The 25,622-nt window shown below is 65.2% G+C and carries 19 protein-coding genes; 10 read left to right on the top strand and 9 right to left on the bottom strand.

Features of this window, described 5'->3' with window-relative positions; genetic code table 11:
* Complete coding sequence (locus L0B83_RS14360) at nucleotides 1-1,011, top strand: M56 family metallopeptidase (RefSeq protein ID WP_234759136.1); 1,011 nt, start codon at nucleotides 1-3, stop codon at nucleotides 1,009-1,011.
* 98 nt (nucleotides 1,012-1,109) lie between these two features.
* Here L0B83_RS14360 and L0B83_RS14355 read toward each other — a convergent pair whose 3' ends face one another.
* Nucleotides 1,110-3,218: a DNA gyrase/topoisomerase IV subunit B gene (locus tag L0B83_RS14355; RefSeq protein ID WP_234759135.1), complete on the bottom strand. Its 2,109-nt coding sequence runs from the start codon at nucleotides 3,216-3,218 to the stop codon at nucleotides 1,110-1,112.
* A gap of 220 nt (nucleotides 3,219-3,438) precedes the next feature.
* Between L0B83_RS14355 and L0B83_RS14350 the strand changes: the two genes are divergently transcribed.
* Entirely contained in the window at nucleotides 3,439-3,660 is a 222-nt protein-coding gene (locus L0B83_RS14350; RefSeq protein WP_059389114.1) for a DUF7455 domain-containing protein, read from the top strand.
* A gap of 87 nt (nucleotides 3,661-3,747) precedes the next feature.
* On the opposite strand, the gene L0B83_RS14345 is transcribed toward L0B83_RS14350, so the two are convergent.
* Together L0B83_RS14345 and L0B83_RS14340 are read right to left on the bottom strand one after the other, a co-directional pair.
* Nucleotides 3,748-4,380, bottom strand: a complete 633-nt coding sequence (locus L0B83_RS14345) for an FMN-binding negative transcriptional regulator (protein WP_234759134.1) — start codon at nucleotides 4,378-4,380, stop codon at nucleotides 3,748-3,750.
* Nucleotides 4,381-4,396: 16 nt separating this feature from the next.
* Nucleotides 4,397-5,407, bottom strand: a complete 1,011-nt coding sequence (locus L0B83_RS14340) for a DMT family transporter (RefSeq protein WP_234759133.1) — start codon at nucleotides 5,405-5,407, stop codon at nucleotides 4,397-4,399.
* Between L0B83_RS14340 and L0B83_RS14335 the strand changes: the two genes are divergently transcribed.
* Complete coding sequence (locus tag L0B83_RS14335; protein WP_234759132.1) at nucleotides 5,406-6,818, top strand: aminotransferase-like domain-containing protein; 1,413 nt, start codon at nucleotides 5,406-5,408, stop codon at nucleotides 6,816-6,818. The genes L0B83_RS14340 and L0B83_RS14335 overlap by 2 nt on opposite strands.
* 79 nt (nucleotides 6,819-6,897) lie before the next feature.
* Here L0B83_RS14335 and L0B83_RS14330 read toward each other — a convergent pair whose 3' ends face one another.
* From L0B83_RS14330 to L0B83_RS14315, 4 genes are all read right to left on the bottom strand, one after another.
* Nucleotides 6,898-8,196: an RNA polymerase sigma factor gene (locus L0B83_RS14330; protein WP_234759131.1), complete on the bottom strand. Its 1,299-nt coding sequence runs from the start codon at nucleotides 8,194-8,196 to the stop codon at nucleotides 6,898-6,900.
* 279 nt (nucleotides 8,197-8,475) lie between these two features.
* A complete protein-coding gene (locus L0B83_RS14325; protein WP_234759130.1) occupies nucleotides 8,476-9,693 on the bottom strand; it encodes a DUF4192 domain-containing protein in 1,218 nt (405 codons plus the stop codon).
* Nucleotides 9,694-9,796: 103 nt separating this feature from the next.
* Complete coding sequence (locus tag L0B83_RS14320; protein WP_234759129.1) at nucleotides 9,797-11,155, bottom strand: MFS transporter; 1,359 nt, start codon at nucleotides 11,153-11,155, stop codon at nucleotides 9,797-9,799.
* 35 nt (nucleotides 11,156-11,190) lie between these two features.
* Nucleotides 11,191-12,129 carry a proteasome assembly chaperone family protein gene (locus L0B83_RS14315; protein ID WP_234759128.1) on the bottom strand — a complete coding sequence of 313 codons (939 nt, stop codon included), beginning with the start codon at nucleotides 12,127-12,129 and terminating at the stop codon, nucleotides 11,191-11,193.
* A gap of 318 nt (nucleotides 12,130-12,447) precedes the next feature.
* Between L0B83_RS14315 and L0B83_RS14310 the strand changes: the two genes are divergently transcribed.
* The 5 genes from L0B83_RS14310 to L0B83_RS14290 all read left to right on the top strand — a co-directional run bounded on the left by L0B83_RS14310 (nucleotide 12,448) and on the right by L0B83_RS14290 (nucleotide 18,601).
* Nucleotides 12,448-13,968, top strand: a complete 1,521-nt coding sequence (locus L0B83_RS14310; RefSeq protein WP_234759127.1) for a leucyl aminopeptidase — start codon at nucleotides 12,448-12,450, stop codon at nucleotides 13,966-13,968.
* Between the two features lie 235 nt (nucleotides 13,969-14,203).
* A complete protein-coding gene (lpdA, locus tag L0B83_RS14305; protein WP_234759126.1) occupies nucleotides 14,204-15,586 on the top strand; it encodes a dihydrolipoyl dehydrogenase in 1,383 nt (460 codons plus the stop codon).
* Nucleotides 15,587-15,690: 104 nt separating this feature from the next.
* On the top strand, nucleotides 15,691-17,466 hold the full coding sequence (gene sucB, locus L0B83_RS14300) for a 2-oxoglutarate dehydrogenase, E2 component, dihydrolipoamide succinyltransferase (RefSeq protein ID WP_234759125.1): 1,776 nt from the start codon (nucleotides 15,691-15,693) through the stop codon (nucleotides 17,464-17,466).
* Between the two features lie 217 nt (nucleotides 17,467-17,683).
* Nucleotides 17,684-18,037, top strand: coding sequence for a hypothetical protein (locus L0B83_RS14295; RefSeq protein ID WP_234759124.1), 354 nt, complete (start codon nucleotides 17,684-17,686; stop codon nucleotides 18,035-18,037).
* Nucleotides 18,038-18,172: 135 nt separating this feature from the next.
* The gene (locus L0B83_RS14290; RefSeq protein ID WP_234759123.1) at nucleotides 18,173-18,601 is read left to right on the top strand and encodes an OsmC family protein; all 429 of its coding nucleotides are present in this window, start codon (nucleotides 18,173-18,175) and stop codon (nucleotides 18,599-18,601) included.
* Between the two features lie 91 nt (nucleotides 18,602-18,692).
* On the opposite strand, the gene L0B83_RS14285 is transcribed toward L0B83_RS14290, so the two are convergent.
* Nucleotides 18,693-22,223 carry a S41 family peptidase gene (locus tag L0B83_RS14285; RefSeq protein WP_234759122.1) on the bottom strand — a complete coding sequence of 1,177 codons (3,531 nt, stop codon included), beginning with the start codon at nucleotides 22,221-22,223 and terminating at the stop codon, nucleotides 18,693-18,695.
* 84 nt (nucleotides 22,224-22,307) lie between these two features.
* Between L0B83_RS14285 and L0B83_RS14280 the strand changes: the two genes are divergently transcribed.
* On the top strand, nucleotides 22,308-23,207 hold the full coding sequence (locus L0B83_RS14280) for a TIGR01777 family oxidoreductase (protein ID WP_234759121.1): 900 nt from the start codon (nucleotides 22,308-22,310) through the stop codon (nucleotides 23,205-23,207).
* A gap of 4 nt (nucleotides 23,208-23,211) precedes the next feature.
* Here the strand turns inward: L0B83_RS14280 and L0B83_RS14275 are convergent, their stop codons facing one another.
* The gene (locus L0B83_RS14275) at nucleotides 23,212-24,774 is read right to left on the bottom strand and encodes a serine/threonine-protein kinase (protein ID WP_234759120.1); all 1,563 of its coding nucleotides are present in this window, start codon (nucleotides 24,772-24,774) and stop codon (nucleotides 23,212-23,214) included.
* Nucleotides 24,775-24,915: 141 nt separating this feature from the next.
* On the opposite strand from L0B83_RS14275, the gene lipB reads away from it, so the two are divergent.
* The gene (gene lipB / locus L0B83_RS14270; protein ID WP_234759119.1) at nucleotides 24,916-25,584 is read left to right on the top strand and encodes a lipoyl(octanoyl) transferase LipB; all 669 of its coding nucleotides are present in this window, start codon (nucleotides 24,916-24,918) and stop codon (nucleotides 25,582-25,584) included.
* Nucleotides 25,585-25,622: the final 38 nt, after the last annotated feature.

The raw sequence follows: 25,622 nt of genomic DNA, 5'->3' as shown, positions 1-25,622 counted from the left end.
ATGTTCTGGACCTCATATTTTCTGGCGGTCCTTGCTTTGGTGCTGGCCTGGCCGGTTCCTGTCCTCTTGTCGCGCGCCGAGTGGCCTTCACGCGCCCCGTTCATGGCCATGGTCCTCTGGCAAGCCATCGCACTCGCCGGTGGCCTCTCCATGATCGGCGCTATGCTCGCCTACGGCCTTGAGCCCATCGGCGACAACCTGATCGCGGGCCTGCGTTCCCTGGCCGGCATGGTGCTTCACAACGAGCCCACCACGGCACTGGGCTTCTGGCATTTGTTCGCATTGTCGGCCGCAGCGCTTCTGAGCGCCCATCTCGTCTTCACCCTGCTGCTCACCTACGTCAAAATCGAACGGCAACGGCGCAGGCACCGCGAACTCTTGGCCCTCCTGGCCTCACCGTCCGACGACGGCCCCGGCACCGTGGTCATCAACCACGACTCCCCCGTTGCCTACTGCCTGCCCGGCGGAGCAAGGTCGGTGACCGTTCTGTCCGACGGCCTGATGGCCGCCCTCGAGCCTGCCGAGCTCCGGGCCGTCCTCATCCACGAGAATGCCCATCTCTCGCAACGCCACGACCTTCTTTTGTGGGCCTTCGCGGCATGGCGCCAGGCACTCCCCTGGTTCCCCACCACGCGGCTCGCCCAAGTCGCGGTCAACTCCCTGATCGAAATGCTCGCCGATGACGTCGCCCTGCGCACCGAGAGCAAGGGAACGCTCATCAAGGCGATCGCGATAGTGGCGAGCGGCTCCGCGAGCCCCGTGGAGCAATTCATCCCGCCCGCAACGGGCAGCAACGCCATGTCCCCCGCGGGCGACACTTGGGGCGGCACCGGTGGCACCGGCGGCACTGGCGGCGCCGATTCACCGCGCACGACGGCGACGCGCGTCAGCCGGCTGCTCTCACCCAAGCCGCCGCTTCCCGGAGCCCTGCGCGCCATGGTCCTCGCCGCGTCGGCCATGTTGCTCGCGGTCCCGACCGGCCTGCTGATCGTGCCGGGACTGCTCGGCTGATCCAGTCCACCGGACATGCCCTGCCCCCGGAACAGGCAGTGGACATATTCGGACTATGTCCACTCCAAACTGCCGGGAGGGGGCATGTCCACCTGGAATCAGGCGTCGATGCGTTCCCGGTCCAGGTCAGCCGCGCCGGCAATGATGAAGTCCTTGCGCGGGGCAACGTCCGATCCCATCAGGAGGTCAAAGGTGTCCTCCGCCATCTTGGCGTTCTCGATCCCCACCTTCCGGAGGGTACGGTGGCGCGGATCCATCGTGGTCTCCGCGAGCTGCTCGGCGTCCATTTCACCCAGGCCCTTGTAGCGCTGGATGGGTTCTTTGTAGCGCTTGCCTTCCTTGGCGAGCCTGGCCAGCAGGACGTGCAGTTCGGCCTCCGAGTACGTGTAGATCATCTCGTTGGCCTTTTGGCCCGGGTTGATGACTTCCACCCGGTGGAGGGGCGGCACTGCAGCGTACACGCGGCCCGCGTCGATCATCGGACGCATGTACCGGAAGAACAGGGTGAGCAGCAGCGTGCGGATATGCGCGCCGTCGACGTCTGCATCGGTCATCAGGATGACCTTGCCGTAGCGGGCGGCGTCGATGTCGAAGCTCCGGCCCGAGCCGGCGCCCACTACCTGGATGAGGGCAGCGCACTCAGCGTTGGAGAGCATGTCCCCCACCGAGGCTTTCTGAACGTTCAGGATCTTGCCACGGATGGGCAACAGCGCTTGGAAATCCGAGGACCGCGCCAGCTTTGCCGTGCCAAGCGCGGAGTCACCTTCCACGATGAACAGCTCGGAGCGTTCAACGTCGTCCGAGCGGCAGTCTGCGAGCTTGGTGGGCATCGAGGACGTCTCCAGCGCATTCTTCCGGCGCTGCGTTTCCTTGTGGACCCGCGCAGAGATGCGCGACTTCATTTCGCTGACGATTTTCTCAAGCAGCAGGGCCGACTGGGCCTTGTCGTTGCGGTTCGCCGAGTTCAGGCGCGCTGTGATCTCTTCCTCGACCACCTTGGCAACAATGGCCCTGACAGCTGATGTACCCAGGATTTCCTTGGTCTGGCCCTCGAATTGCGGCTCTGCCAGCCGGACAGTCAGCACTGCCGTGAGGCCGGCCAGGACGTCGTCCTTTTCAATCTTGTCGTTGCCCGCTTTGAGTTTGCGCGCGTTCGTTTCGACGGCCTTGCGGAACGTCTTCAGGAGTGCCTGCTCGAATCCGGCCTGGTGCGTTCCGCCCTTGGGCGTGGCGATGATGTTGACGAAGCTGCGCATGGTGGTTTCGTAGCCGATCCCCCAGCGCAGCGCGATGTCCACTTCGCAGTCGCGCTCCACTTCGGCGATCTTGCTGTGCCCGTTCTCGTCAAGCACCGGAACGGTTTCCTTGAACTTGCCCGCACCGTGGAGCCTCCAAATATCCGTGACGCCCGAGTCCGCGGCGAGGAAGTCGACGAATTCGGAAATACCGCCGTCGTGGTGGAAGACCTCTTGGTGCGGGCCGCTCTCGCCGGGGGTGCCGGGCAGCCTGCGCTCGTCACGGACAGTGATTTTCAGCCCTGGAACAAGGAAGGATGTTTGGCGGGCGCGTGCTACCAGGTCCTCGTAGGCGAACTTCGCGTCCGGGGTGAAGATCTGCCGGTCTGCCCAGTACCGGATCCGGGTACCGGTGACGCCGCGCTTGGCCTTGCCGACGACGTCGAGCACCGAGTTCTCGACGAACGGTTCGAAGGGGGACGTCGGGCTGGGCTTCGAACCGGTGTCCTTGAAGCGTCCGGGCTCGCCCCGGCGGAAAGACATCTGGTAAGTCTTGCCGCCGCGGTCCACCTGCACGTCCAAGCGGGCGGAGAGCGCGTTCACTACGGACGCGCCAACGCCGTGAAGGCCGCCGGACGCCGTGTAGGAGCCGCCGCCGAACTTGCCGCCCGCGTGCAGCTTGGTAAAGACAACTTCGACGCCGCTGAGTCCGGTCTTGGGCTCCAGGTCCACCGGGATGCCGCGGCCGTCGTCGTGGATTTCCACCGAATTGTCCCCGTGGAGGATGACCTGGATGTCGTGTCCGAAGCCGGCCAGCGCTTCGTCCACGGAGTTGTCGATGATCTCCCAGAGGCAATGCATGAGGCCGCGGGAATCGGTGGAGCCGATGTACATGCCCGGGCGTTTGCGGACCGCCTCCAGGCCTTCCAAAACGGAAAGGTGCCGGGCGTTGTATTCAGAACTCGGTGCCACGGGCGGGGCGCTCCTTCGGGTGTAACTGAGGCAAAAAACACTCCTCCTAGGCTATCTGCCCGGGAGCCCGGACGAGAGCTGCCACTCCCAATCGTGCTGGACGCCACTTTCCGGTGTTACTTACATGTGATACGCGGACAGCGAACGTGACCCATCCTTGCCATGGTTTCGCTTCGAATGCTGGTTATATGGATACACAGAACTACTAAGGAGGCCGAACATGACAACAGCAGTTGCAGACCGCACACTGAACGCACTCGACCGGTGCGACCGTTGCGGGGCCCAGGCATATGTCCGCGTTGTACTCGAGTCCTCCGGCGGTGAGCTGCTTTTCTGCGGCCACCACGCACGTGCAGTTGAGGCCACGCTGCGGCCGATGACCTCGGACTGGCATGACGAGACCGCTCGCCTTCAGGAGAAGGAACCCGTCCTCGCCGACTAGCTCAATGGCGGGCCCCAGCGGCCGCCCGGCTGGAAAAATTTCATAGAGACGGCAAGGCCCCCTCCAAGCGGAGGGGGCCTTGCTGCGCTAGCGCGATCTTTCCTGCCTGGCCCGGGCCACGTCGGCCGCGATTTCCCGGTGCCCCTGGGCGTCAAGCCCGGCCACCACCCCGTCGATGTCCTTGTCTGGCCGGTTCTGGCTGAGTTTGGCCTTCGCTTCGATTCGGGTGATCACCAGCTCAACGCCGACGATCGCACGCAACTGTCCGGAGATGTAGCGCTCCGGCGCGTCATCCACGGACCACGGTTGTTCGGTCAGGGCTTCGTGGAGGCCGGTCAGCCGCCTGACGTGCTTTCCGAGCCACTCCGCGTCGTCATGGACGGTGAGCTTGCCGTACACGTGGGCGGTTGTGTAGTTCCACGTCGGGACGACACGTCCGTGCTCTTCCTTCGACGCGTACCAGGAGGGCGAGATGTAGGCGTCCGCGCCTTGGATGATCGCGAGTGATTCTCCGATCGCGGGCTCGGACCACTGCGAATTGGTTCGGGCGAGGTGTCCGTGGAGCGCGCCGTGTTCGCCGATCGAGGGATCGTAGACGAGCGGCAGCAAAGTCGCGAGCATGCCCTGGGCTGTCGTGGTGACCAGGTTGGCTGCACCTGGCCGTGCCAAGAGGTTCTGGATCACGTCGGGAGCCGCCTCGAAATGCGCTGGGATGTACATTAGGTTTCCTCTCTTCCTATCGTGTGGCTGGTTGTGGTGGCTGGTGATCCCGGCGTTCCGGTGATCCTCGGCGATTCTGTTGCGCGGGCTCCGGCTGGAGCCGGACCCTCACTGCCGCCCCGGCGCAGACGATGACGGCCAGCCCACCGATGACTGTGGTCAAATCCAGGGATTCGCCGAGCAGCAACGCTGCCCAGCAAATGCTCATGACCGGCTGTATGAGCTGTATTTGGCTGACCTTCGCCATGGGCCCAATGGCGAGCCCGCGGTACCAGGCAAAGAAACCGAAGAACATACTGACGACTCCGAGGTATGCAAAAGCAACCCACTGGAGAGGCGAAGCGGCGGGCGGCTGCTGCGACATGGAGAGCGCTGCCAGGCCTGCCATCAAGGGCGATGCCATGACGAGCGCCCAGGATACGGTCTGCCATGCGCCGAGTTCGCGGGCGAGCAGGCCACCTTCCGCGTAACCGATGGCCGCAGCGATGACGGCACCGAGGAGCAGCACGTCCGCCCAGCCGGCTTGCCCGAACCCGCCGGATTGGGCCGCATTGCCGGACTGGGCGACGGCGAATGCAATCGCCGCGACCGCCCCTACGCCCGTGACCAGCCAGAAAGCGATAGGCGGACGGTCACGCCCGCGGAGCACTGCGGCGGTTGCTGTTGCCGCCGGCAACAGCGCGATGACGACGGCACCGTGGCTGGCCGGCACCGTCGTGAGTGCGAACGAGGTGAGCAGTGGGAACCCGACAACAATCCCGGCCGCAACCAGGGCCAGGCGCGCCCATTGCCTTCCTCGTGGAAGCCGCTGCCTCGTGAGCGCGAGGGCGGATGCCGCGAGTATCGCCGCGACGACGGCACGGCCAGAGCCGATGAACAGGGGCGACAGGCCACCAACGGCCACCCGCGTGAAGGGAACAGTGAATGAAAATGCCGCTACTCCCAGAAGGCCCCACCAAAGGCCAGGTGCAGAGCGGCACGGTATCACTGGGCGAATAATCGTAGTAGCGCTACTATTGTCTCTCATGAACCACGATAGCAGTTCGAGGATCGCGGCGCGGCTTCGCGACTGGATCGCGGCCGCAGCACCGGGGTCCCGACTGCCGTCCACCCGGTCACTCGTCGCCGAGTACCAGGCCAGCCCTGTGACGGTTCAGAAAGCCTTGCAAGCGCTCACCTCACAGGGCTTGATCGAGAGCCGGCCCGGCGTCGGCACGTTCGTGCGGGCGGTCCGGACAGCACGCCCCTCGGATTACGGCTGGCAAACTGCGGCGCTGCGTGCACCACAGACGCCTCCGCGCCCGGCCTCCACCACAATGCGTGACACGTCGAACGCCACCATTTCTTTCCATGCCGGGTATCCGGACAGGGAACTCCTGCCGGAGCGGCTTGTGCGAGCCGCCCTGGCTCGCGCGGCCCGCGGCGACGCTGCATTGTCCCGACCACCTGTGCCGGGGCTTCCCGAGTTGCAGTCCTGGTTTGCCCACGAACTTGGCTCCGCAACTCCGGCAGGGCTTACTCCGCCAACACCGAGCGATGTGATCGTGCTGCCGGGAAGCCAGGGCGGCCTCAGCTCCATCTTCACTGCATTGGTAGGGCACGGACAGCCGCTGCTCATGGAGTCTCCGAGCTACTGGGGCGCGATCCTGGCCGCGACGCAAGCCGGAGTCCGCATTGTGCCGGTGCCCAGCGGATCCGATGGGCCGGACCCAGAAGAATTGGGCAGGGCCTTTGAGGAGACGGGTGCGCGGCTGTTCTACGCCCAACCGAACTATGCCAACCCCACTGGAGCCCAGTGGTCCGCCCGTCGGAGGGAAGAAGTCCTGGATGTCGTCCGGCGGTTCGGCGCGTTCCTCGTTGAGGACGATTGGGCCCATGACTTCGGCATCACGTCGACGCCGGTACCCGTCGCCGCACATGACGACTCGGGCCATGTGGTCTATCTACGCTCCCTAACGAAAAGCGTTTCACCAGCCATCCGCGTCGCCGCCGTCATTGCGCGGGGGCCCGCCCGCGAACGGATCCTTGCGGACCGTGCGGCCGAGTCGATGTATGTGAGCGGATTGCTGCAAGCTGCCGCACTCGATGTCGTCACACAACCGGCTTGGCTGACCCATCTTCGCAGCCTCCGCCATCAGCTCCAGTCACGGCGCGACCTTCTTGTCTCGAGCCTGCGCGAGCACGCCCCCCGCGCCGACCTAAGCCTCATTCCCAAGGGCGGGCTGAACCTCTGGGCACGCCTGCCCGACGGTACGGATCTCGAGGGCCTGAACCGTGACTGCGAGAGTGCCGGGGTCATGATCGCGGTGGGTTCCGAGTGGTTTCCGGCCGAACCGGCGGGACCATTCATCCGGCTCAACTTCGCAGGACCCAACCCGGCCGCTTTCCCGGAAGGTGCCCGCATCCTGGGACAAGCCCTCGAACGGAACAGCCCCTAAATACAAGAAGTGGACCCCGGGAAATCCGTGGGTCCACTTCTCGACGGCCGGTACCGGCTAGGGCCGGGCGTCCGTTGCTTTAGTCAAGGTAGTCGCGCAGAACCTGCGACCGCGAGGGGTGGCGCAGCTTTGACATCGTCTTCGATTCGATCTGACGGATGCGTTCGCGGGTGACTCCATAGACCTTGCCGATTTCGTCTAAAGTCTTCGGCTGGCCGTCAGTAAGGCCGAAGCGCATCGCGACGACGCCTGCTTCCCGCTCGGACAGGGTGTCGAGCACAGAGTGCAACTGCTCCTGGAGGAGGGTGAAGCTCACGGCGTCTGCCGGCACCACTGCTTCGGAGTCCTCGATGAGGTCGCCGAATTCGGAGTCGCCGTCTTCGCCGAGCGGCGTGTGCAACGAGATCGGCTCGCGGCCGTACTTCTGGACTTCAACAACCTTCTCGGGAGTCATGTCCAGTTCGAGGGCCAGTTCCTCAGGCGTAGGTTCGCGTCCAAGGTCCTGCAGCATCTGTCGCTGGACGCGTGCCAGCTTGTTGATGACTTCCACCATGTGCACCGGGATGCGGATGGTCCGGGCCTGGTCCGCCATGGCGCGGGTAATAGCCTGGCGGATCCACCAGGTGGCGTAGGTGGAGAACTTGAAGCCCTTGGTGTAGTCGAACTTCTCGACTGCACGGATTAGGCCCAGGTTGCCTTCCTGGATGAGGTCCAGGAACAGCATGCCGCGGCCTGTGTAGCGCTTTGCCAGCGAGACCACGAGGCGCAGGTTGGCTTCGAGGAGGTGGTTCTTGGCGCGCTTGCCATCGTGGATGATGAACTCAAGCTCACGCCTGAGTTTCGGGTCCATGGAGCCGTCGTCGGCGTTGATCTTCTCTTCGGCGAAGAGGCCGGCTTCAATGCGGAGCGCAAGGTCGACTTCCTGCTCCGCGTTGAGCAGGGCTACCTTGCCGATCTGCTTCAGATAGTCCTTGACGGGGTCGGCCGTGGCGCCGGCCGACATAACCTGCTGGACAGGCGCGTCGTCGTCGTCGGCGTCCGAGTAAACAAAGCCCGAGCCGGTGGCGGCAGGCTTCTTGCCCTCTTCGCCGTCTTCGATTTCCTCCGTGAGCTCTGCTTCGTCGGGAACGACGGCGTCAAAGTCCTCCGCTTCTTCTTCGGATTCCTCGTCGGCGCCGGCCGACTTGTTGGCTTCTTCAGCGGCGGCCTTGGCACCGGGCTTGGGCCCGCGCTTCTTGGGTGCCGGCTTGTCTGCGCCTGCCGTCGAAGCATTGGCAGCACGCGTTGCCGCACGCTTCGCAGCTGTAGCCGCCTTCTTTTCTTCGGCGGACAGTTCGGCCAGGGCGGCGGGTTCCTTCTCGGCGGAAGACGGGGTCACAGAAAACCTTTCTAGCGGCGGTCTGTGGAATCACCATGGGGGCAACACCACTATGACCCTGTCAAGTCCGTGATGAACATCAAGTGCCATCGCCGACTGCAGAGTCTTAAGCTAAAACTCCCGACGGCGCCATCATGTTCCCTTGTTCAGGGGACGATTCCGGCACTTGAAACACGGACCCAACCGGGTCTCGGCATCTATTGTCTCACGGTTTTGAGTTCCAGGGGTCGATATCCGCTACTGCACAGCAATTACAAGCCCATGCCACCAATTACGGGCTCATGCCACCGCCCCGCCGAACTTGCGCCACGCAGATGACTCGCTTTTGGCCCAACCGCAGATCGATCCGCGCCTCACCACCTCGGCGAGCAGCTCCGCGAGCCGGTAGCCACTCTGTTCAGACTCGGCCTGCGAAAGGAGCGCGTGGGCGAACGAACCGCTCCCCCGGCACCACTGAACCCACCCGCGGATAGTGAGCGATGCAGCGCGCGCCTCTCCACCGCCGTGCCGGGACAGCATCGCCAGCACCTGGTCCAGCCTCGTCAACCGTTTCCAGTCGGGATTCTGCGGATACAGACCCAAAAACACTTCTCCGTAGCTCGAGGCGCTGACGTCCGTGGCCGGCGTCCGCTTGCGCGCTGCCGGGGCAGGGGAAGCGAGCGAGGGCGGAACGGCCAAGGCACCCTGTTCATCCTCCTCTTGCTCAAACAAACCGAACGCCTCGGCACCCCCACAAGCGACGGTTCTCCCTGCAACCGCCAGCACCACCACGGCGTCGCGCCACGAAGGAACCCTGAGGCTTGCCCGCAGGAACGCCGCAGCCTCGCAATCGAAATCCCTTGGCCGGTCGGAATCGAGAACGCCCGTCCACACATCGAGCAGGTCTTCGAATGCCTTCCTGCTCCGCCACCGCCGGAGCAGCTCCGCGAGGATGCCGTCCTCCCTGCGGATGAATTCGGGGTCGACCACGGCCTGGTCGTCCGGTCCCAATAACCGCGGCGATTCCATGACGTTGCTCCCGCGGAACACCATTTCCGCGTTGAGCCGGCTATCCCGGATCTGGTCCACAGGACGCCCGGGGTGTGGACAGCAGTCCGCATCGGTGCAGAATGCGCTTCGCCAGTATTCGGAACCAATGAACCATGCGTCCCGCAACGCCAAGCCACCCTGGGCGAGGACCGGTTCCAGGGCTTCCAAGATCGCCAGGCCGTGCGGCACGGCGACGCCGGCATCCCATCCGTCGTCGCTGAAGAACGCCAAGAGCACGCCGTCAGCGCCGTGGTCCGCTTCCAGGTATCCGCCGATCCTGCGTGCGTACGCGGCGAGTGCCTGGTCCGATCGCTCGCCCGGAAGGTCAACGCGGAGTGTGGCGCCGAGGGTCTGCCCGCGCAGCGTCATGGCAACAAGGCTCTCCTTTGGCCAGAGCCCCAAGGCGTGGGGAATGAAGCCGAGGATGTCCTCGGGCCGGGAGATGGTCACACCGTTGTCTGCTGTCATGAAACCAGCATCGGCATCAAGGCCGGGCCACGGCAGGGCTCACTTGCCCTATGTGGACAAAAGGTGTCCGTCAACGCCTGTGGAGGAACACCACCGAAACAGGCTACGGCGCGGAGCTTCGCTGCTTCGCGAGACGCTCGCGGCGCAATTCCACGCGGCGCCGGCGCTGGTTCGCGAGCGACACGAGCAGCGGCGGGACATGGACGCCTTGGGCAGCCATCTGACGGCGCACTTTGCGGCGGGTCATGAGGATCAGGACCGTACCCACGAGCAGGAACAGGAACTGCACGCTCAGCGCGATGCGGAATGACGCCAAGCCGTACAGCTCGCCGCCCGAGAATCCGCTCGTGTGGAGAATGTCGAGGACAAGCCCCACCAGGTAAATCGTCAGCAGGGCGGCAACGAAGCCGCCCACATTGACGATGCCCGTGGCGGTGCCGATCCGGTGTGAAGGATTGAAGGTCCGGGCAAAATCAAAACCGATCATGGACCCCGGTCCGCCGACGGCCAGTGCGACCACGAGCAGGGCGAGCAACCACAGGGGCGCCCTGGTGGGCAACAGCAGGACAGCGGCCCAGGCAAGCGCGGTAGCCGCCGTGATCAGGAGCACCATGGCCGAACGGCGCATGGGGTGCCGGGCCACGAAAGTGCCGAACAATGGTCCCACCAGAATGCTGGTGACGACGAAGAGGCCCATCAGGGCGGACACCGTGGCCGGGTTCAGGCCCTGCGCCGATACCAGGAACGGATAGCCCCAGGACATGGCGAAGACGTTGCCGCTGAACTGGACGGTGAAGTGGCACCAGAGTCCCAGCCGCGTCCCGGGCTGCTTCCAGGCACGGGCCAAGGTCACGCCCGTGGCGCGCAGCCCCTGGGCGCTCTCCCGGGGCGGGTGGCCCGGCGGAGCATCCCTGAGCAAGGCAAGGACAAGGACGACGGCGAGCGCGGACAACGAGCTCAGCGCCAGGAACGCTGTGTTCCAGCCCGCCGAATGAAGGACCAGCGCGAACGGCACCACACTGATGAGCTGGCCGAGCTGGCCAGACATTCCCGTGAGCTGGGTGACGAGCGGCGCCTTTGCCGGAGCGAACCAGATCGGCACGAGGCGGATCACGGACACGAAGGTCATCGCGTCGCCCGCGCCCACCAGGACCCGGCCGAGGACCCCGGCCGGCACGGCGTCGGCGAATGCCAGCTGGAGTTGCCCGAGGCCCATGAGAACGGCGCCGCAGGCGATCATCGCCCTCGAGCCGAAGCGGTCAACGAGGAGCCCTACCGGTATTTGCAGCCCCGCGTAGACGAGCAGCTGAAGCACCGTGAAGAAGGAAATAGCCGCTGCGGTGGCGTGGAACCGTTCGGTTGCTTCGAGGCCGGATACGCCGAAGGATGTGCGCTGGGCGACTGCCACAAGGTAGGCAAGCACCCCGATCGTCCAAATGAGCCAGGCGCGGGGTGCGTTCACCCTTCCATTATGCCCGGGGGCAGAATAAAGCTGCTTTATGGGCGCGCATCTTTACGTGCGAGATACGCCTCAACCGCCGCTCCCAGATCCTCCGCGTTGGGCAGTTCGTCGTTCTCGTCCGCGAGGAGGGAACGGCGCACAGTTCCCTCGGCCTTGTCGTCATAGCGGGACTCCAGTTTTGATACCACCTGCTGGACGTCCTCGGAGGCTTCCACTTGTTCGGCGATCTGCCTGCCCACCTCCCTGCCGGCCTCGCGAAGGCGGTCCGTCGGCAGCATCAGGGACGTGGCGGCCCCGAGATATTCAAGTCCGGCGACCGCTGCGGGCGGGTACTCGGCATCCGCGAGGTAGTGCGGAACGTGGATGACATACCCGGCCACCTTCCGCCCGGCTTCAATCAGCCGCAATTCCAGGATGTGTCCGACCGCCGAAGGAACCTCGACCGTCGGCTTCCACGTGGAAATGCCCTCGATCAGTTCCGGGCGGTTTCCATGCACGGTGACTCCAACCGGCCGGGTATGGGGAACCGGCATGGGGATGGAGTGGATCCAGGTCACCAGGTTGACGTCCAGTTTCTCCACGATCCCGACGACGGCGCGCGAGAAACGCTCCCACTGGAGGTCCGGTTCGAAGCCGGCAAGCAGCAGGAACGGTTCGCCGAGGCCGTCCTTGAGCTTGTACAGCGCCAACTGGGGCGCTTTGTAGTCTTCCAGATGGTCTTCGACAAAGCAGATGTGGGGACGGCGCGTGCGGTAGTCGATGAGCTGGTCGGCGTCGAACACAGCCAGCGTTTCGACGTCGAGCGTATCCAGCATTTCCCTGTTGATCTGCTGGACCACATGTCCGGCGTCAGCGAAGCCCGTGAAGCCCATCACCATGTCGAGGCCCCTGGTTTCCGGGCTGTGGAAGAGCTCGATGTTGCTCGCGTAGAGCGATTCAGGGTCAAGGAGTGAGCCGGAAATCCGTTCAAACACGGCATGTTCCTTTCGCAGTTTCAGGTTCTGTGAGGAGCGGGCGGCGGCAAACGGCAGCAGATGCCTCGCCGGCCGGCGACGCTCCATATGTTGGTACAACGTCCCGGACAGGCCGCGCATTCCTGTCGACCGATGTGCCGCAAATCTCATTTAATTGCTTTCCGGCGCGGCAGAGAGACTACGATCGAGACGTGCCGCCATGTGCGGACCGAACCAGCCACCGACGTTGTCACAAGCGGACAACCGAGGGTACCGGGGCCGGCGCGCCTAACATGCAGCCCGGCCAAGCCATGCAGAGAGAGATGAGGACAAATCCTCGTGGTGAAGACTACAGACATCACCCTTGGCACTATCGCCAAGGACCTGAAAAAGGCGCCCAGCGACGCACTCGTGATCGCCGTTGGCCAGGGGGAAGACGGGCCGGTATTGCTCGCGAACCCCCTCGCAGCGAAGGCCGCGGAAACCATTGCGGCTTCATTGGGCCTCCTCGGCATCACAGGAGCAGCCGACCAGGTACAGCGTCTGCCGGGTCTTCCGGAGACCGGTTCGGACGTCCTCGTCCTGGCAGGTGTCGGCAAGGTCGCCGACGACGCCCTCCTCACGGAGGAAACCCTGCGCCGGACCGCAGGATCCGCCGTCCGCCAACTGGCCGGTTTGTCCTCCGTGACACTGGCCCTCCCGACGGCGTCACTCGCCGACGTCGCAGCCGTGGCCGAGGGTGCCGTGCTGGGTTCCTACTCCTACACGGAGCACCGCTCAAGCAAGAACGGCCTCAAGGACCCGGTCGGCAAGGTCCTGATCCAGACGGCGTTCGATGGCAAGGACGTCCAGCCCGCGCTCGATCGTGCCTTGCTCGTGGGACGCGCGGTCAACGCCACCCGCACCCTCGTCAACGAACCTCCGAGCCACCTCTACCCTGAGTCTTTTGCCGAAGCTGCCAAGGAACTCTCCAAAGGACTGCCCGTCAAGGTAACCGTCTGGGACGAAAAGCGCCTCGAAAAGGACGGTTTCGGCGGAATCCTGGGCGTCGGAAAAGGTTCGACCCGCCAGCCCCGCCTCGTCAAGGTGGAGTACGCCCCGGCCAAGGCCACCAAGAAGATCGCCCTGGTCGGCAAGGGCATCACCTTTGACACCGGCGGCATTTCCATCAAGCCGGCCCTCGGCATGGGCGACATGAAGAGCGACATGGCGGGCGCCGCCGTCGTACTTAATACCGTCCTGGCCGTCGCGGGGCTCGGGTTGCCCGTCAAGGTGACCGCATGGCTCTGTATCGCTGAGAACATGCCCTCGGGCGCTGCACAGCGTCCGGCAGACGTCCTCACCGTCTACGGCGGCAAGACGGTCGAGGTCCTGAACACCGACGCCGAGGGACGCCTGGTCATGGCGGACGGAATCGTCGCGGCCAGCCTCGAGCAGCCGGACGCCATCATCGACGTCGCGACACTGACGGGCGCCCAGCTGATCGCCCTCGGTAACCGCACTGCCGGCGTCATGGGTTCCGACTCGGTCACGGGCGCGCTCAAGTCCGCGGCGGACCGCGCGGGCGAACTCGTCTGGCCGATGCCGCTGCCGGAAGAACTGCGGGCCAGCCTCGATTCGCAGGTGGCGGACATCGCCAACATCGGCGAACGCCATGGCGGCATGATGACGGCGGCGGTGTTCCTCCGCGAATTCGTCGGAAAGGACGCCGCGGGCAAGCAGATCCCCTGGGCGCACATCGACATCGCCGGCCCGTCGTTCAACAACGGCAGCCCCTACGGCTACACGCCCAAGCAAGGCACGGGCTGCACTGTCCGTACGCTCCTCGCCTACGTCGAAGACGTACTGGCGGCGGGCTAAGCAAGTCCCCCAGTGGGGCCGGTTCATGACCGGCCCCACGGCCCGACGTGAGTCTGGCCACAAGCGCCACACAAAAGCCTCGGCAGGGTGGAGCATGGATAAGTGGTTCGCTAAGGTGAACCACGGTAGTCACAAATGCAAGAGAACTTCGGTGCTGGCATAATCGCGGCAGTACAAGTTCCAAGACCAGATGACGCGTAGTCGCGTGTCATCGCTCACGCGAGGGAGCGTCCTAGTGGCCGATCAGGCAACTGCGCAAGAATTCGACATCCTGGTACTCGGTGGCGGCAGCGGCGGCTACGCCACGGCTCTGCGTGCCGTTCAGCTTGGTTTCACCGTTGGTCTCGTCGAGAAGGGAAAGCTCGGCGGCACCTGCCTGCACAACGGCTGTATCCCGACCAAGGCCCTGCTGCACTCGGCCGAACTGGCCGACCACGCACGCGATTCCGCCAAGTACGGCGTCAACGTGACCCTGGACAACATCGACATCGCAGCCGTCAACGCCTACAAGGACGGGATCGTTGCCGGTAAGTACAAGGGCCTGCAGGGACTCATCAAGGCCAAGGGCATCACGGTCATCGAAGGCGAAGGCAAGCTGCAGGGCACCGACACCGTCGTCGTGAACGGCACAGCCTACAAGGGCAAGAACATCGTCCTGGCCACGGGTTCCTACTCCCGTTCGCTGCCCGGTCTCGAAATCGGCGGCCGCGTCATCACCTCCGATGAAGCACTCACCATGGACTACATCCCCAAGAGCGTCATCGTCCTCGGCGGCGGCGTCATCGGCGTCGAATTCGCGTCCGTGTGGAAGTCCTTCGGCGTCGACGTCACCATCGTTGAAGGCCTCCCCTCCCTCGTTCCCAACGAAGACACCGCCATCGTCAAGAACCTTGAGCGCGCATTCAAGAAGCGCGGCATCAAGTTCAGCACCGGCGTCTTCTTCCAGGGCGTCGAGCAGGACGACAACGGCGTGAAGGTCACCCTTGTTGACGGCCAGACCTTCGAAGCCGATCTTCTCCTGGTTGCCGTGGGCCGTGGCCCCGTCACCGCGAACCTCGGTTATGAAGAGGCGGGCGTCACGATCGACCGCGGCTTCGTCATCACCAACGAACGCCTGCACACCGGCGTCGGCAACATTTACGCCGTCGGCGACATCGTCCCGGGCGTCCAGCTCGCCCACCGCGGTTACCAGCAGGGCATCTTCGTCGCCGAAGAGATCGCCGGCCTGAACCCGGTAGTCGTCGAAGACGTGAACATCCCCAAGGTCACCTTCTGCGAACCCGAGATCGCCACTGTTGGCTACACCGAAAAGGGCGCCAAGGAGAAGTTTGGCGAGGACCAGGTCCAGACCCAGGAATACAACCTGGCCGGCAATGGCAAGAGCTCCATCCTGGGTACCGGCGGCATCGTGAAGGTCGTCCGCCAGAAGGACGGCCCCGTCGTCGGTATCCACATGATCGGTTCCCGCATGGGCGAGCAGATCGGCGAAGCACAGCTGATCGTCAACTGGGAAGCACACCCGGAGGACGTTGCACAGTTCATCCACGCACACCCGACCCAGAACGAGACCCTGGGCGAAGTCCACCTCGCGATGGCAGGAAAGCCGCTCCACGGCTAAGTCCCCGCAAGACACCCGGTCCTGCGCCCGTACGAACTGCGGGCGCAGGACCCAGCAGGCAACACTCATCCGCACTAAAGACCAATAAGGAGAACGGGGACGACATGTCTGAATCCGTTAACTTGCCCGCCCTCGGTGAAAGCGTCACCGAAGGCACCGTCACCCGCTGGCTCAAGCAGGTTGGTGACCGAGTGGAAGTCGACGAGCCCCTGCTCGAAGTCTCCACCGACAAAGTAGACACTGAAATCCCGTCTCCTGTTGCCGGCATCATCGAAGAAATCCTCGTAGCTGAAGACGAGACCGCCGAAGTCGGCGCTCCCTTGGTCCGGATCGGCAGCGGCAGCAACGGCGCTGCAGCGCCCGAAGCCGCTCCTGCGGAAGAAGCTCCTGCAGCGCCTGCCGCCGCCGCACCTGCGGAAGAAGCAGCAGCTGCGCCTGCTCCGGCAGCCGAAGAAGCTCCGGCAGCCGAACAAGCCCCGGCACCTTCCGGTGAGGCATCGGGCCACAACGTGACCCTCCCCGCCTTGGGCGAAAGCGTCACCGAAGGCACCGTCACCCGCTGGCTCAAGGCCGTCGGCGACACCGTCGAGGTGGACGAACCGCTCCTCGAGGTCTCCACCGACAAGGTCGACACCGAGATCCCCTCCCCCGTGGCCGGCACTCTGCTCGAGATCCGCGTCAACGAGGACGACACTGCCGAGGTCGGCTCCGTTCTTGCCGTCATCGGCTCCGGAGCCCCCGCCGCAGCGCCTGCACCGGCCGCTGCCCCGGCAGCCCCGGCACCCGCCGCTGCACCGGCACCCGCACCCGCACCTGCTCCGGCACCTGCAGCCCCGGCTCCCGCGCCGGCACCCGCCGTTCCTGCACCTGCAGCAGCACCGGCCGCCGCTCCCGCTCCTGCACCTGCAGCAGCACCGGCCGCCGCGCCGGCAGCGTCTACGGGCGAATCCGGGTACGTCACCCCGCTCGTACGCAAGCTTGCCAACCAGAACGGCATCGACATCACCACGGTGACGGGCACCGGCGTCGGCGGGCGTATCCGGAAGCAGGACGTGCTCGCCGCGGCCGACGCGAAGAAGGCAGCAGCAGCCGCGCCGGCGTCCGCAGCTCCCGCGGCACCCGGCAAGCCGGCTGCCGCGCCGGCCGCCGCTTCCTCGTTGCGCGGTACGGTCGAGAAGGCTCCGCGCATCCGCCAGGTCATCGCCCGCCGCATGCGCGAGTCGCTCGAGATCTCCACCCAGCTGACGCAGGTGCACGAGGTCGACATGACCAAGATCGCCAAGCTCCGCACCAAGGCCAAGGGATCCTTCGAGGCCCAGAACGGCGTCAAGCTGACCTTCCTGCCCTTCATCGCCAAGGCTGTGGCCGAGGCATTGAAGCGGCACCCCAAGCTCAACGCTGCGTACGACGAAGACAAGCAGGAAATCACCTACCACAACGCGGAACACCTCGCGATTGCGGTGGACACTGACAAGGGCCTGCTGGTTCCTGTCATTTCCGACGCCGGCAACCTGAACCTGGCCGGTCTGGCCAGCAAGATCGCCGACGTCGCCGGCCGCACCCGTCAGGGGAAGATCGGTCCGGACGAGCTGTCCGGCGGTACCTTCAGCATCACCAACATCGGTTCTGTGGGCGCACTGTTCGACACCCCGATCATCAACCAGCCCCAGGTGGGCATCCTGGGCACCGGCGCGATCGTCAAGCGTCCGGTCGTCGTTGCCGACGAGAACGGTGACGACTCGATCGCCATCCGCTCCATGATGTATCTGTCCCTCACGTACGATCACCGCCTGGTTGACGGTGCCGACGCCGGCCGCTTCCTGCAGACCCTCCGGGCCCGCCTGGAGGAAGGCGCGTTCGAAGCGGACTTGGGCCTCTAAGTCCCGCAATGATCACGACGGCGGGGCGCGCCTCGGTGGGTAACCTCCGAGGCGCGCCCCGCTTTTTCGTGCCCTGAACCAGGCCACCGGATATCGTGCNGCGCCTCGGTGGGTAACCTCCGAGCCCCGCCCCGCTTTTTCGTGCCCTGAACCAGGCCACCGGATATCGTGCGTGGCTTTGCTACGGCTCGTAGAACATTCTGGCTAAGCTGGAGCCATGACTATCCTCTTCAATGTCCTGCTGTTCCTGCACATCGTCGGCGCAGCCATGATTGTGGGCTACTGGATCGCCACCATGAAGCAACCCACCGTCCACCCGCGCCAGCGGGATGGCGCCTTCGTGCAGCTCATCACCGGCATTGCCATGATGGGAATCCTCCCCATGATGCCCGACGCCCACCCCAACTACTTCAAGCTCGGCATCAAGTTCGCGGTTGGCCTCGCCGTGGCCGTGCTCGCCGTCATCGGCGCGCGCAAGGTCAAGAAGGGCGAACCGGTCACCACCGGCTTGGCGCACGGCGTCGGCGGACTGGGTTTGCTGAACATCGCCATCGCCACCATCTGGCACTAATCCCAACGCCAAGCGGCAGGGTCACAATCCTCTGAGAGCGGACAAGCGGTGCGCCGCCGCCGTCAAATCCCTAGGATTGAACCCGGCGGCGTCCGGTATCCGGATGCCGATTCGCAACGACGCTGAGGAGTGGACATGGCTACAACACGCACCGCACACACCGTATGGAACGGCAACCTGATGGAAGGCGCCGGCAACACCACCCTGGACAGCTCCGGACTCGGAACCTTCAACGTCACGTGGAAGGCCCGCGCGGAGTCCGCAGAAGGCAAGACCAGCCCCGAGGAACTGATTGCCGCCGCACACTCGGCATGCTTCTCGATGGCGTTCAGCAACGGCGTCGCAGGCGCCGGCTACACGCCGGAGGAGGTCAACACCAAGGCTGACGTCACCTTCCAGCCCGGCGAAGGCATCACGGGAATCCACCTGACCGTGAGCGCACGCATCCCCGGCGTGGCCGAAGACGAGTTCCAGCGCCTCGCCGAAGACGCCAAGCTCAACTGCCCGGTTTCCCAAGCACTCCGGGCAACACCGATCACGCTGGACGCCACGCTCGCTTCCTAGCGGCAAAAACGTCCAAACACAGAAGTCCCGCCCTTCCTTTCGGAAGGGCGGGACTTCTGTTTACAAGCTTCCGGTATTTTCAAGCCTCCGGCTAGCCGTTTTGCGGTTTGGCGGGCAAGGCGGCCGGGCGGACGGTGCGGTAGCCTTCACGCAGCGGCGGCCGGTCCGTAGGCAGTTCCTGCACCATCTCCTTAAGTGCACCGATCCCGAACTCGAGCTGGGGATCAGTGCCGGCGGCGTAGGCATGCGGCGGGAACACCACTTCGATGTCGGGCTCAACGCCGAAGTTCTCCACGCTCCAGCCGATGCCGCCGGAGAACCAAGTGGCATAGCGCGGCTGGGTCACGCCGGTGCCGTCAGCCAGGGCGAATCGGTTGTCGATGCCCACGACGCCGCCCCAGGTCCGGGTGCCGATGACCGGACCGATGCCGCGGAGTTTTGACACCTGCGTGATGATGTCGCCGTCGGAGCCGGCGAATTCGTCGGCGAGGATGATGACCGGGCCGCGTGGTGCGTGGTGCGGATACGTGCGCGGCTTTTCGCCGCGTGGCATGCTCCAGCCGGTGACCTTGCGGCCGATCAGTTCAGCCACCAGCTGTGAGGTGTGGCCACCGCGGTTCCTCCGCACATCGACGATCAAGCCGTCCAGCGCCGTCTCGGTATCGAGATCCCGGTGAAGCTGCGCCCAACCGTTGGCCATCATGTCGGGGACGTGCAGGTAGCCGAACTTTCCGTCCGAAGCCTCGCGCACGGTGCGCCGGTTGGCGTGCACCCATTCCTGGTACCGCAAGCGTTCTTCGTCCTTCACCGGAACCACGGCGATCCGCCGCTGCCGGCCTTCCGCCCCGGCGTGACCGGCACCATTCAAGATGGTCAATTCCACGGTGCGCCCTGCTGCGCCCACCAGTTGTTTGGCGGGAGTGCGGTCTGCGGACAGGCCGACGCCGTCGATCTCCAGGATCACGTCGCCCACCTTCGCGTCGGCACCCGGCCGCGTCAGCGGCGAATTGGCGAGGGGGTCGGAAGTGTCTCCGGCGAGGATGCGGGTGATCTCCCAACCGGCCTCCGTGAGCTCAAGGTCGGCACCGAGCCTGCCTTGCCCATTGCTGCCCGGTTCGGTCACCGCCGCGGGACGTACGTAAGCGTGGGAAGTGCCCAGCTCACCGTGGAGCTCCCACAGCAGGTCCACGAGGTCGTCGTGCGAGCCGAGGCGTTCGACGACGGGACGGTACCGTCGGTGCACCGAATCCCAGTCCTGGCCGGCCATATCTTCGGTCCAGAAGAAGTCCCGCTGCAGCCGCCATGCTTCGTCGAATGCCTGCCCCCACACGGCCAATGGATCCATGACCACCCGGATCCTGTTCAGCTCAACCTTGACAAGCTCGCCCGATTCTTCGTCAACCTTGGAGTCTGACGGTACGGCGATAACCTGCTTGTCGTTGACGAAGACCAGTTTCTTGCCGTCTCCGGACAGCCGGTAGCGCTCAACCGCGGAGGCGAGAGTGACTTTCTTCTGCTTCGACAGCTCGTAGCGCACCAATGCGGGAGCGGGCGCCTTGTCCTCCACCGTGCCGCGCCCGTCGCCGGTGACTCCCGAGAGTGGGGTGTCGAGCCACAACAGCGCGTCCGTGGAAGCCGAAAGCGCCGAATAGTTGCCCTGCGGCACAGGCACGGCGATGACGCGCAACGGCAGGCCGTCACGGTCAACGTGGACCGTGACGGCGCTCCCGGCACCATTACCGTCCTTCGCCCGGTCCGCCGCGGCGGTTGCTCCCGCAGGAACCCCTTGCGCTGCATCTTCGTCCAGCAAGTCCACTCCCGGGCCGAAAGGCGAAGGGGTGGCTGCTGCGAGTGCCACGAGGTACGGCTTGATGGGGCTGGGGAATGACAGGTCGAACGCATGGCCGTCGTACACGGGGTCGAAGCTGCGGTTCGAGAGGAACGCCAGGAATTTGCCGTCGGGGGTGAAGGCCGGCGACTCGTCGCGGAAGCGGCCGTCGGTGACCTCCACGATCTCTTCCGGGTTGGCGGCGTTGACGAGGCGCAACCTGCTCCGTGAGCCGAAGGATGTCACAGGCTCGGACCATGCGAGCCATTGCGAGTCCGGCGACCACGCGAGGCCGTCAATGCTGCCGTCCCCCACGCTGACAACCAGCGACAAGGTGCCGCTGGCACTGTCGGCCAGGAAGACGTCCCCGAACGCGGTACCTACGGCAAGCCACTTGCCATCGGGGCTGGCTTCGAGGGCGCTTGGACGGGCGGCCCGGGGAAATTCGATCCTCAGGTAGCCGGGCCGTGGTTCTTCGGCTTCGCCACCCGGGGCGCGCACCGGCGTGGTCACACTTTCCGCGGACGCCGCGGCCGGCTCCGCGAGCGGTTCGGGCAGCCGAACCTCGGACGTGGCGGACTGTCCTGTCATGACCGATGCTGAGACGGGGCGGGGCAGTTGTGCGGCTCCGTCCTCTTCGGCCTCGTGCGGGGCCGGTGCCGGTTCCTGTACCGGCGCCTCGACTACCGGCTGCGAAAAGCGCGGGGCAATCCTCTTGATGTACAGGGAGTCGACGCCGTCGTGGTCCGCCACATAGGCGATTCGACCATCATTGAGCGGCCGGGGAAGCCTTGCCCGGACGCCGGGAGTAGCTTCAACGACGCGGGAGGGCCCGTCCTTGTGGCGCAGCCAGTGGATGGTTCCGTGGGATTCGACGGCGCTTGCAGAACCGGTTGCGTTGGGGACGACGTCGCCCAAGTGGGCGGCGACCTTGAGGGGCGCGGGCCGGCGCGACAGGGAGGCCGACCCCAGGGTGATGTCCAGCCGTGCCGGCTCGGCGTCCGGGTCAAGACCCGGCAGGATCCACAACTCGCCCGCCGATTCGAAGACGACCCGTGTCCCGTCGCTTGCAGCGTGCCGGACGTAGAAATCCTCGTGATCGGTGTGCCGGCGCAGGTCCGAACCGTCCGGCTGGACCGAGTAGAGATTTCCGTAGCCCTCGTGGTCCGAGAGGAAGGCGATCCGTCCGCCTACCCACAGCGGGTCCGCGAGGTTCCCGTCCAGTTCGGGAAGCAAGCGCGCGAACTCGCCGTTTCCGTCGGCGTCGATCCACAGTTTGCCGGCGGTACCGCCGCGGTAGCGCTTCCACCAGGCAGGCTCACGGGAAAGCACGCTCGCCACGACAACGGGACGTTCGTCGCCCACTTCAGGGCCGAACGCCACCGAGTCGACGGGGCCGAAGGGAAGCTCGACGGCGGGGCCGCCGTCGAGCGGCAACGCGTAGGCGTGCGTGTGCCTCCCCTCGGCCTGTTCGAAGGCCGTGGTGACCACGACGTCGCCGGAGGAGGTGAATCCCTTGACACGCGTGGTGCTGTGGCCGAAGTAGCTCAACTGCCGGTACCCGCCGCCGTCGACGTTCGCAGTCACCACTTCGGGAGCGGCGCCGACGATCGTCGTCCAAACAAGCCGCTTGCCGTCCGGGGTGAAACGGGGATTGCGGGCAGGGAGCTGCTGGGCCGAAATCCGCCACGCGCGGCCTCCGGCCACGGGCGCAATCCAAACGTCGTCTTCGGCCACGAAGGTGATCAAATCACCGTGCACATGCGGGAAACGGAAGTAGTTGGAGGAGGTCATTGTTTGATCATAGTCAAACGAGTAGCGCGGCCTTTGAGGCCTGTCGTAATGCGGAGGTGATGTTTGCCATGATGAGATGGGGGCATGCGAATCGTGATATCGGGTGCTTCAGGATTGATCGGAACTGCGCTCTCCACGCGTCTCACGGGCAGCGGTCACGACGTCGTGCGGCTGGTCCGCCGCCGGCCCGCGGGAGCCGGCGAAGCGTATTGGAACCCGGCCGCGGGCGAACTGGATGAGGCGGTGCTTGACGGCGCGGACGCTGTGCTGAACGTCTCCGGCGCAGGGATTGGAGACCGCCGGTGGACCAAAGCACGCGTGCGGGAGATCATCGACTCCCGCTTGCTCACGACCAAAACACTCACGGCGGCCATGGGACGGCTGGGAACCCCGCCCCACACGTTTGTCAGCCAGTCGGCCTCCGGTTACTACGGCGCATCCCGCTCCGGCCTGCTCCGTGAAGATGCGGGGCCGGGCAAGGGAATGCTGGCCACCTTGTGCGTCGATTGGGAGGCCGCCGCACACACCGCACCCGCCGGCGTAAGGGTCGTGACGCCGCGCACCGGCGTAGTCCTCAGCCCTGATGGCGGAGCGCTGGGTCCGCTCCTTCCGTTGCTCAAGTTGGGCTTGGGGGGACCGTTCGGAAACGGCAGGCAATATTGGCCTTGGATTTCCCTCGTGGATGAAGTTGCAGCCTTTGAACACCTGCTTGGATCCTCGCTCGAAGGTCCGGTCAATGTGTGTGCCCCGGAAAGCGCCGACGTCAATGCCATCGTTGCGCAACTGGCGGCGGCCCTGCACCGCCCTGCGTTCCTCCGTGTGCCTGCCCCCGCGCTGCGTTTGGCCCTCGGCAGCCATCTGGCCGAGGAACTTGTCCTCGCCAACCAGCGTATGGAACCGGCCAGGCTGTTGGACTCAGGCTTTAGCTGGGAGCACCCCGCGTTGGCGGATGCGGCCCGCTGGGTGGCAAGCGGCGCCAAGTGACCGCTCAAGACCGTTTGGGAAGTATCTCCGTAATCCTCCAGGTGTCCGCGCCGCGCAGGATAACCACCCGCAGTGCCTGTGGTTCGCCCCGCGGACGTACTCCGACTACCTTCCCGTAGGCGTCCCGTTCCTCGTAGGCGGACGTTTCCACCGTGACAGCCAATGTTGCCTTGTCCGGGCCGGAAGACCCTTCCACACCCACGCTCGTCAAGGTGGTGGAAAAGCCCGCGAGCACCAAGCCGGCGCCGAGCAATGCGTCCTTGAGCTTCCCGTCGGAGGCCGCAGCCGCCGAGCCCTGCACATTCACATGTTCCAGGAGCTCGAACCTCCCTGAACTCAGCGCCTTGTCCCGGATCGCGGACAGTCCCCGGATGGCTTCCTCCGGGTTCGGGGACCGGATCTGGCCCCGCGCCCCGGCAGGAACTTCAGCCTCCGCCGGGACTTCGTCAGGGGCCGTCCCCGCCGCCGACGCGGAAGCCGTCTGTCCCTGTCCCCCGCCGCCCGGCCACCACGCCGCGCCGCCCAGCCACGCGGCGGCCGCTGTTCCGGCGCCCGCAACGAGACCGAGCGCGAGCACGACGGATGCGGGCCGCCGTCGTGCGGAAGCCGCGATACGGGCCCGCCTTGAGCGGGGACCGGAAGCCCGACGCCGGGTCATCAGTTCCGGAACAACTGTTGCGTGTACCGAGACGGAAAGGTCTACCGCTTCAGGCGCTGCGCTTCGGTAGACCGCGGCGCCGAAGTCGGCCGCGGAGGGCCGCTGCTTCCCGTCGGGATGGAGTCCGGCTTCGATCGCGACAGCCAACGCGATAGGTACCGCCGGCACGAGCAGTGTCAAAGGCGGCCGGCGTACGGCGGTATCCGGGGCGGAACCGGTGAGGCAATACCAGCCAAGGGCGGCGAGGCCGTAGACATCGCGCTGCGGCTCGAGTTCCGCGGAATCCCCGTCGACCGGGGCGGGATCCACGAACCCCGGCGTGCCTGAGTCCGGCACCGCTGAGGAGTCCCCCACGATGCGCGACATGCCCATGTCAGAGAGGAGCGGCTTCCCTTGGGCGGTAAAGAGGACATTTCCGGGCGAAACATCGGAGTGCGTCATGCCTTGGCGATGCAGATAGGCCAAAGCCCGTGCCAGAGGCGTCAGGATGGTCACTGTTTCCCCCACGCCGAGGCGCCCCCTGCTGGACACCAGCTGCCCAAGCGAGCCGCCGGGTGCGTAGTCCATGACCACGCCAAAGCCGCCGTCGAAGGACTCCGCCAGTTCGACCACACCGTGGACCTTGACAAGGTGCTCGTGGTCCAGCCGGGACAGAAGCCGCACTTCACGGAGGACGGACGACCGGGGCTCGCCTGAACCGGCCGCCGCCGCTTCCGGGCCAAGGCACTTCACGGCGAAACTGCACCCCGACCGCTGTTCCGTTGCGAGCCACACTGTGGCGCTTGCGCCGCGGCCCAACTCTCGGACCGGAACATATCCCGGAATCACAGGTCCGGGAGGTTCGATCGCCCGCGAGGGTATGTCCTCCCTAGGGTCCTTGGCAGTCCCGCCGGTCGAGAAAGTCTCCATGCCTCAACAAATACCGGAAATCGCGGATTGCCGCAGAAGTTATCCACAGGCCGTTACCGGAGGCCACCAGCAAGCCGAGTACGACTGAGAGCTTGGCCACAAAATCATGGCCAGCGCCCTGCGGGGTCTAAGCTTGTCCCCATGACTCTTGAGTTTTCACAGTTGGGTCTTGCCCCGGATTTCGTTGACTACATGCAGGGCTGGGATATCCAGCGCGAACTCCACAACAAGGTTGTTGCCGGCGAGAAACCCAGCACCGTCTTGCTCCTTGAACATGCCCCTGTATACACGGCAGGCAAGCTCACGGAAGACCACGAGCGCCCGTTCGACGGTACCCCTGTTGTTCCCGTGGACCGTGGCGGCAAATTGACCTGGCACGGACCGGGCCAACTTATTGCCTACCCCATCCTCAAGCTGAAGAACCGCGCCGGAATCCGGGACTACGTCGAGCGCCTCGAAGCCGTCATGATCGCGATCATGGAGGACTGCGGGATCAAGGCCACACGGGTCAAAGGCCGGGCAGGAGTCTGGATCCTCGCGGACGACAAGGGTCCGGACCGCAAGATCGCCGCGATCGGCATCCGGGTACTCGACGGCGTGACCATGCACGGCGTGGCCATCAACTGCAGCAACGACCTCGCTCCCTATGCGCAGATCATCGCGTGCGGCATCACGGACGCGAGCGTTACCACCATGTCCATCGAGACCGGCAGGACCATTAACCCCGCCGACATTGCCGAGCGCTTCATCGAAGAGTTCCGCAAGCACGAAGAAGCACTCGTATCCAGCCCCGAAGGAGCACTCAAGTGACCCTGGCACCTGAAGGCCGTAAGCTGCTGCGCGTTGAA

Origin of the sequence: Arthrobacter alkaliphilus (genome assembly GCF_021483235.1) — a bacterium.
In the GTDB taxonomy this organism is placed as follows: domain Bacteria; phylum Actinomycetota; class Actinomycetes; order Actinomycetales; family Micrococcaceae; genus Arthrobacter; species Arthrobacter alkaliphilus.
The sequence above is the reverse complement of the archived record's forward strand: the minus strand, read 5'-3'. Positions and strand labels throughout refer to the sequence as shown.

Bases quoted from the DNA above. Each gene is read 5' to 3' on its own strand.
- L0B83_RS14340 (WP_234759133.1), bottom strand. From the start codon at position 5,407: ATGAGAGACAATAGTAGCGCTACTACGATTATTCGCCCAGTGATACCG.
- L0B83_RS14325 (WP_234759130.1), bottom strand. From the start codon at position 9,693: ATGACAGCAGACAACGGTGTGACCATCTCCCGGCCCGAGGACATCCTC.
- L0B83_RS14360 (WP_234759136.1), top strand. From the start codon at position 1: ATGTTCTGGACCTCATATTTTCTGGCGGTCCTTGCTTTGGTGCTGGCC.
- L0B83_RS14345 (WP_234759134.1), bottom strand. From the start codon at position 4,380: ATGTACATCCCAGCGCATTTCGAGGCGGCTCCCGACGTGATCCAGAAC.
- L0B83_RS14295 (WP_234759124.1), top strand. From the start codon at position 17,684: ATGACTATCCTCTTCAATGTCCTGCTGTTCCTGCACATCGTCGGCGCA.
- lipB (WP_234759119.1), top strand. From the start codon at position 24,916: ATGACTCTTGAGTTTTCACAGTTGGGTCTTGCCCCGGATTTCGTTGAC.
- L0B83_RS14350 (WP_059389114.1), top strand. From the start codon at position 3,439: ATGACAACAGCAGTTGCAGACCGCACACTGAACGCACTCGACCGGTGC.
- L0B83_RS14290 (WP_234759123.1), top strand. From the start codon at position 18,173: ATGGCTACAACACGCACCGCACACACCGTATGGAACGGCAACCTGATG.
- L0B83_RS14275 (WP_234759120.1), bottom strand. From the start codon at position 24,774: ATGGAGACTTTCTCGACCGGCGGGACTGCCAAGGACCCTAGGGAGGAC.
- sucB (WP_234759125.1), top strand. From the start codon at position 15,691: ATGTCTGAATCCGTTAACTTGCCCGCCCTCGGTGAAAGCGTCACCGAA.
- L0B83_RS14335 (WP_234759132.1), top strand. From the start codon at position 5,406: ATGAACCACGATAGCAGTTCGAGGATCGCGGCGCGGCTTCGCGACTGG.
- L0B83_RS14285 (WP_234759122.1), bottom strand. From the start codon at position 22,223: ATGACCTCCTCCAACTACTTCCGTTTCCCGCATGTGCACGGTGATTTG.
- L0B83_RS14280 (WP_234759121.1), top strand. From the start codon at position 22,308: ATGCGAATCGTGATATCGGGTGCTTCAGGATTGATCGGAACTGCGCTC.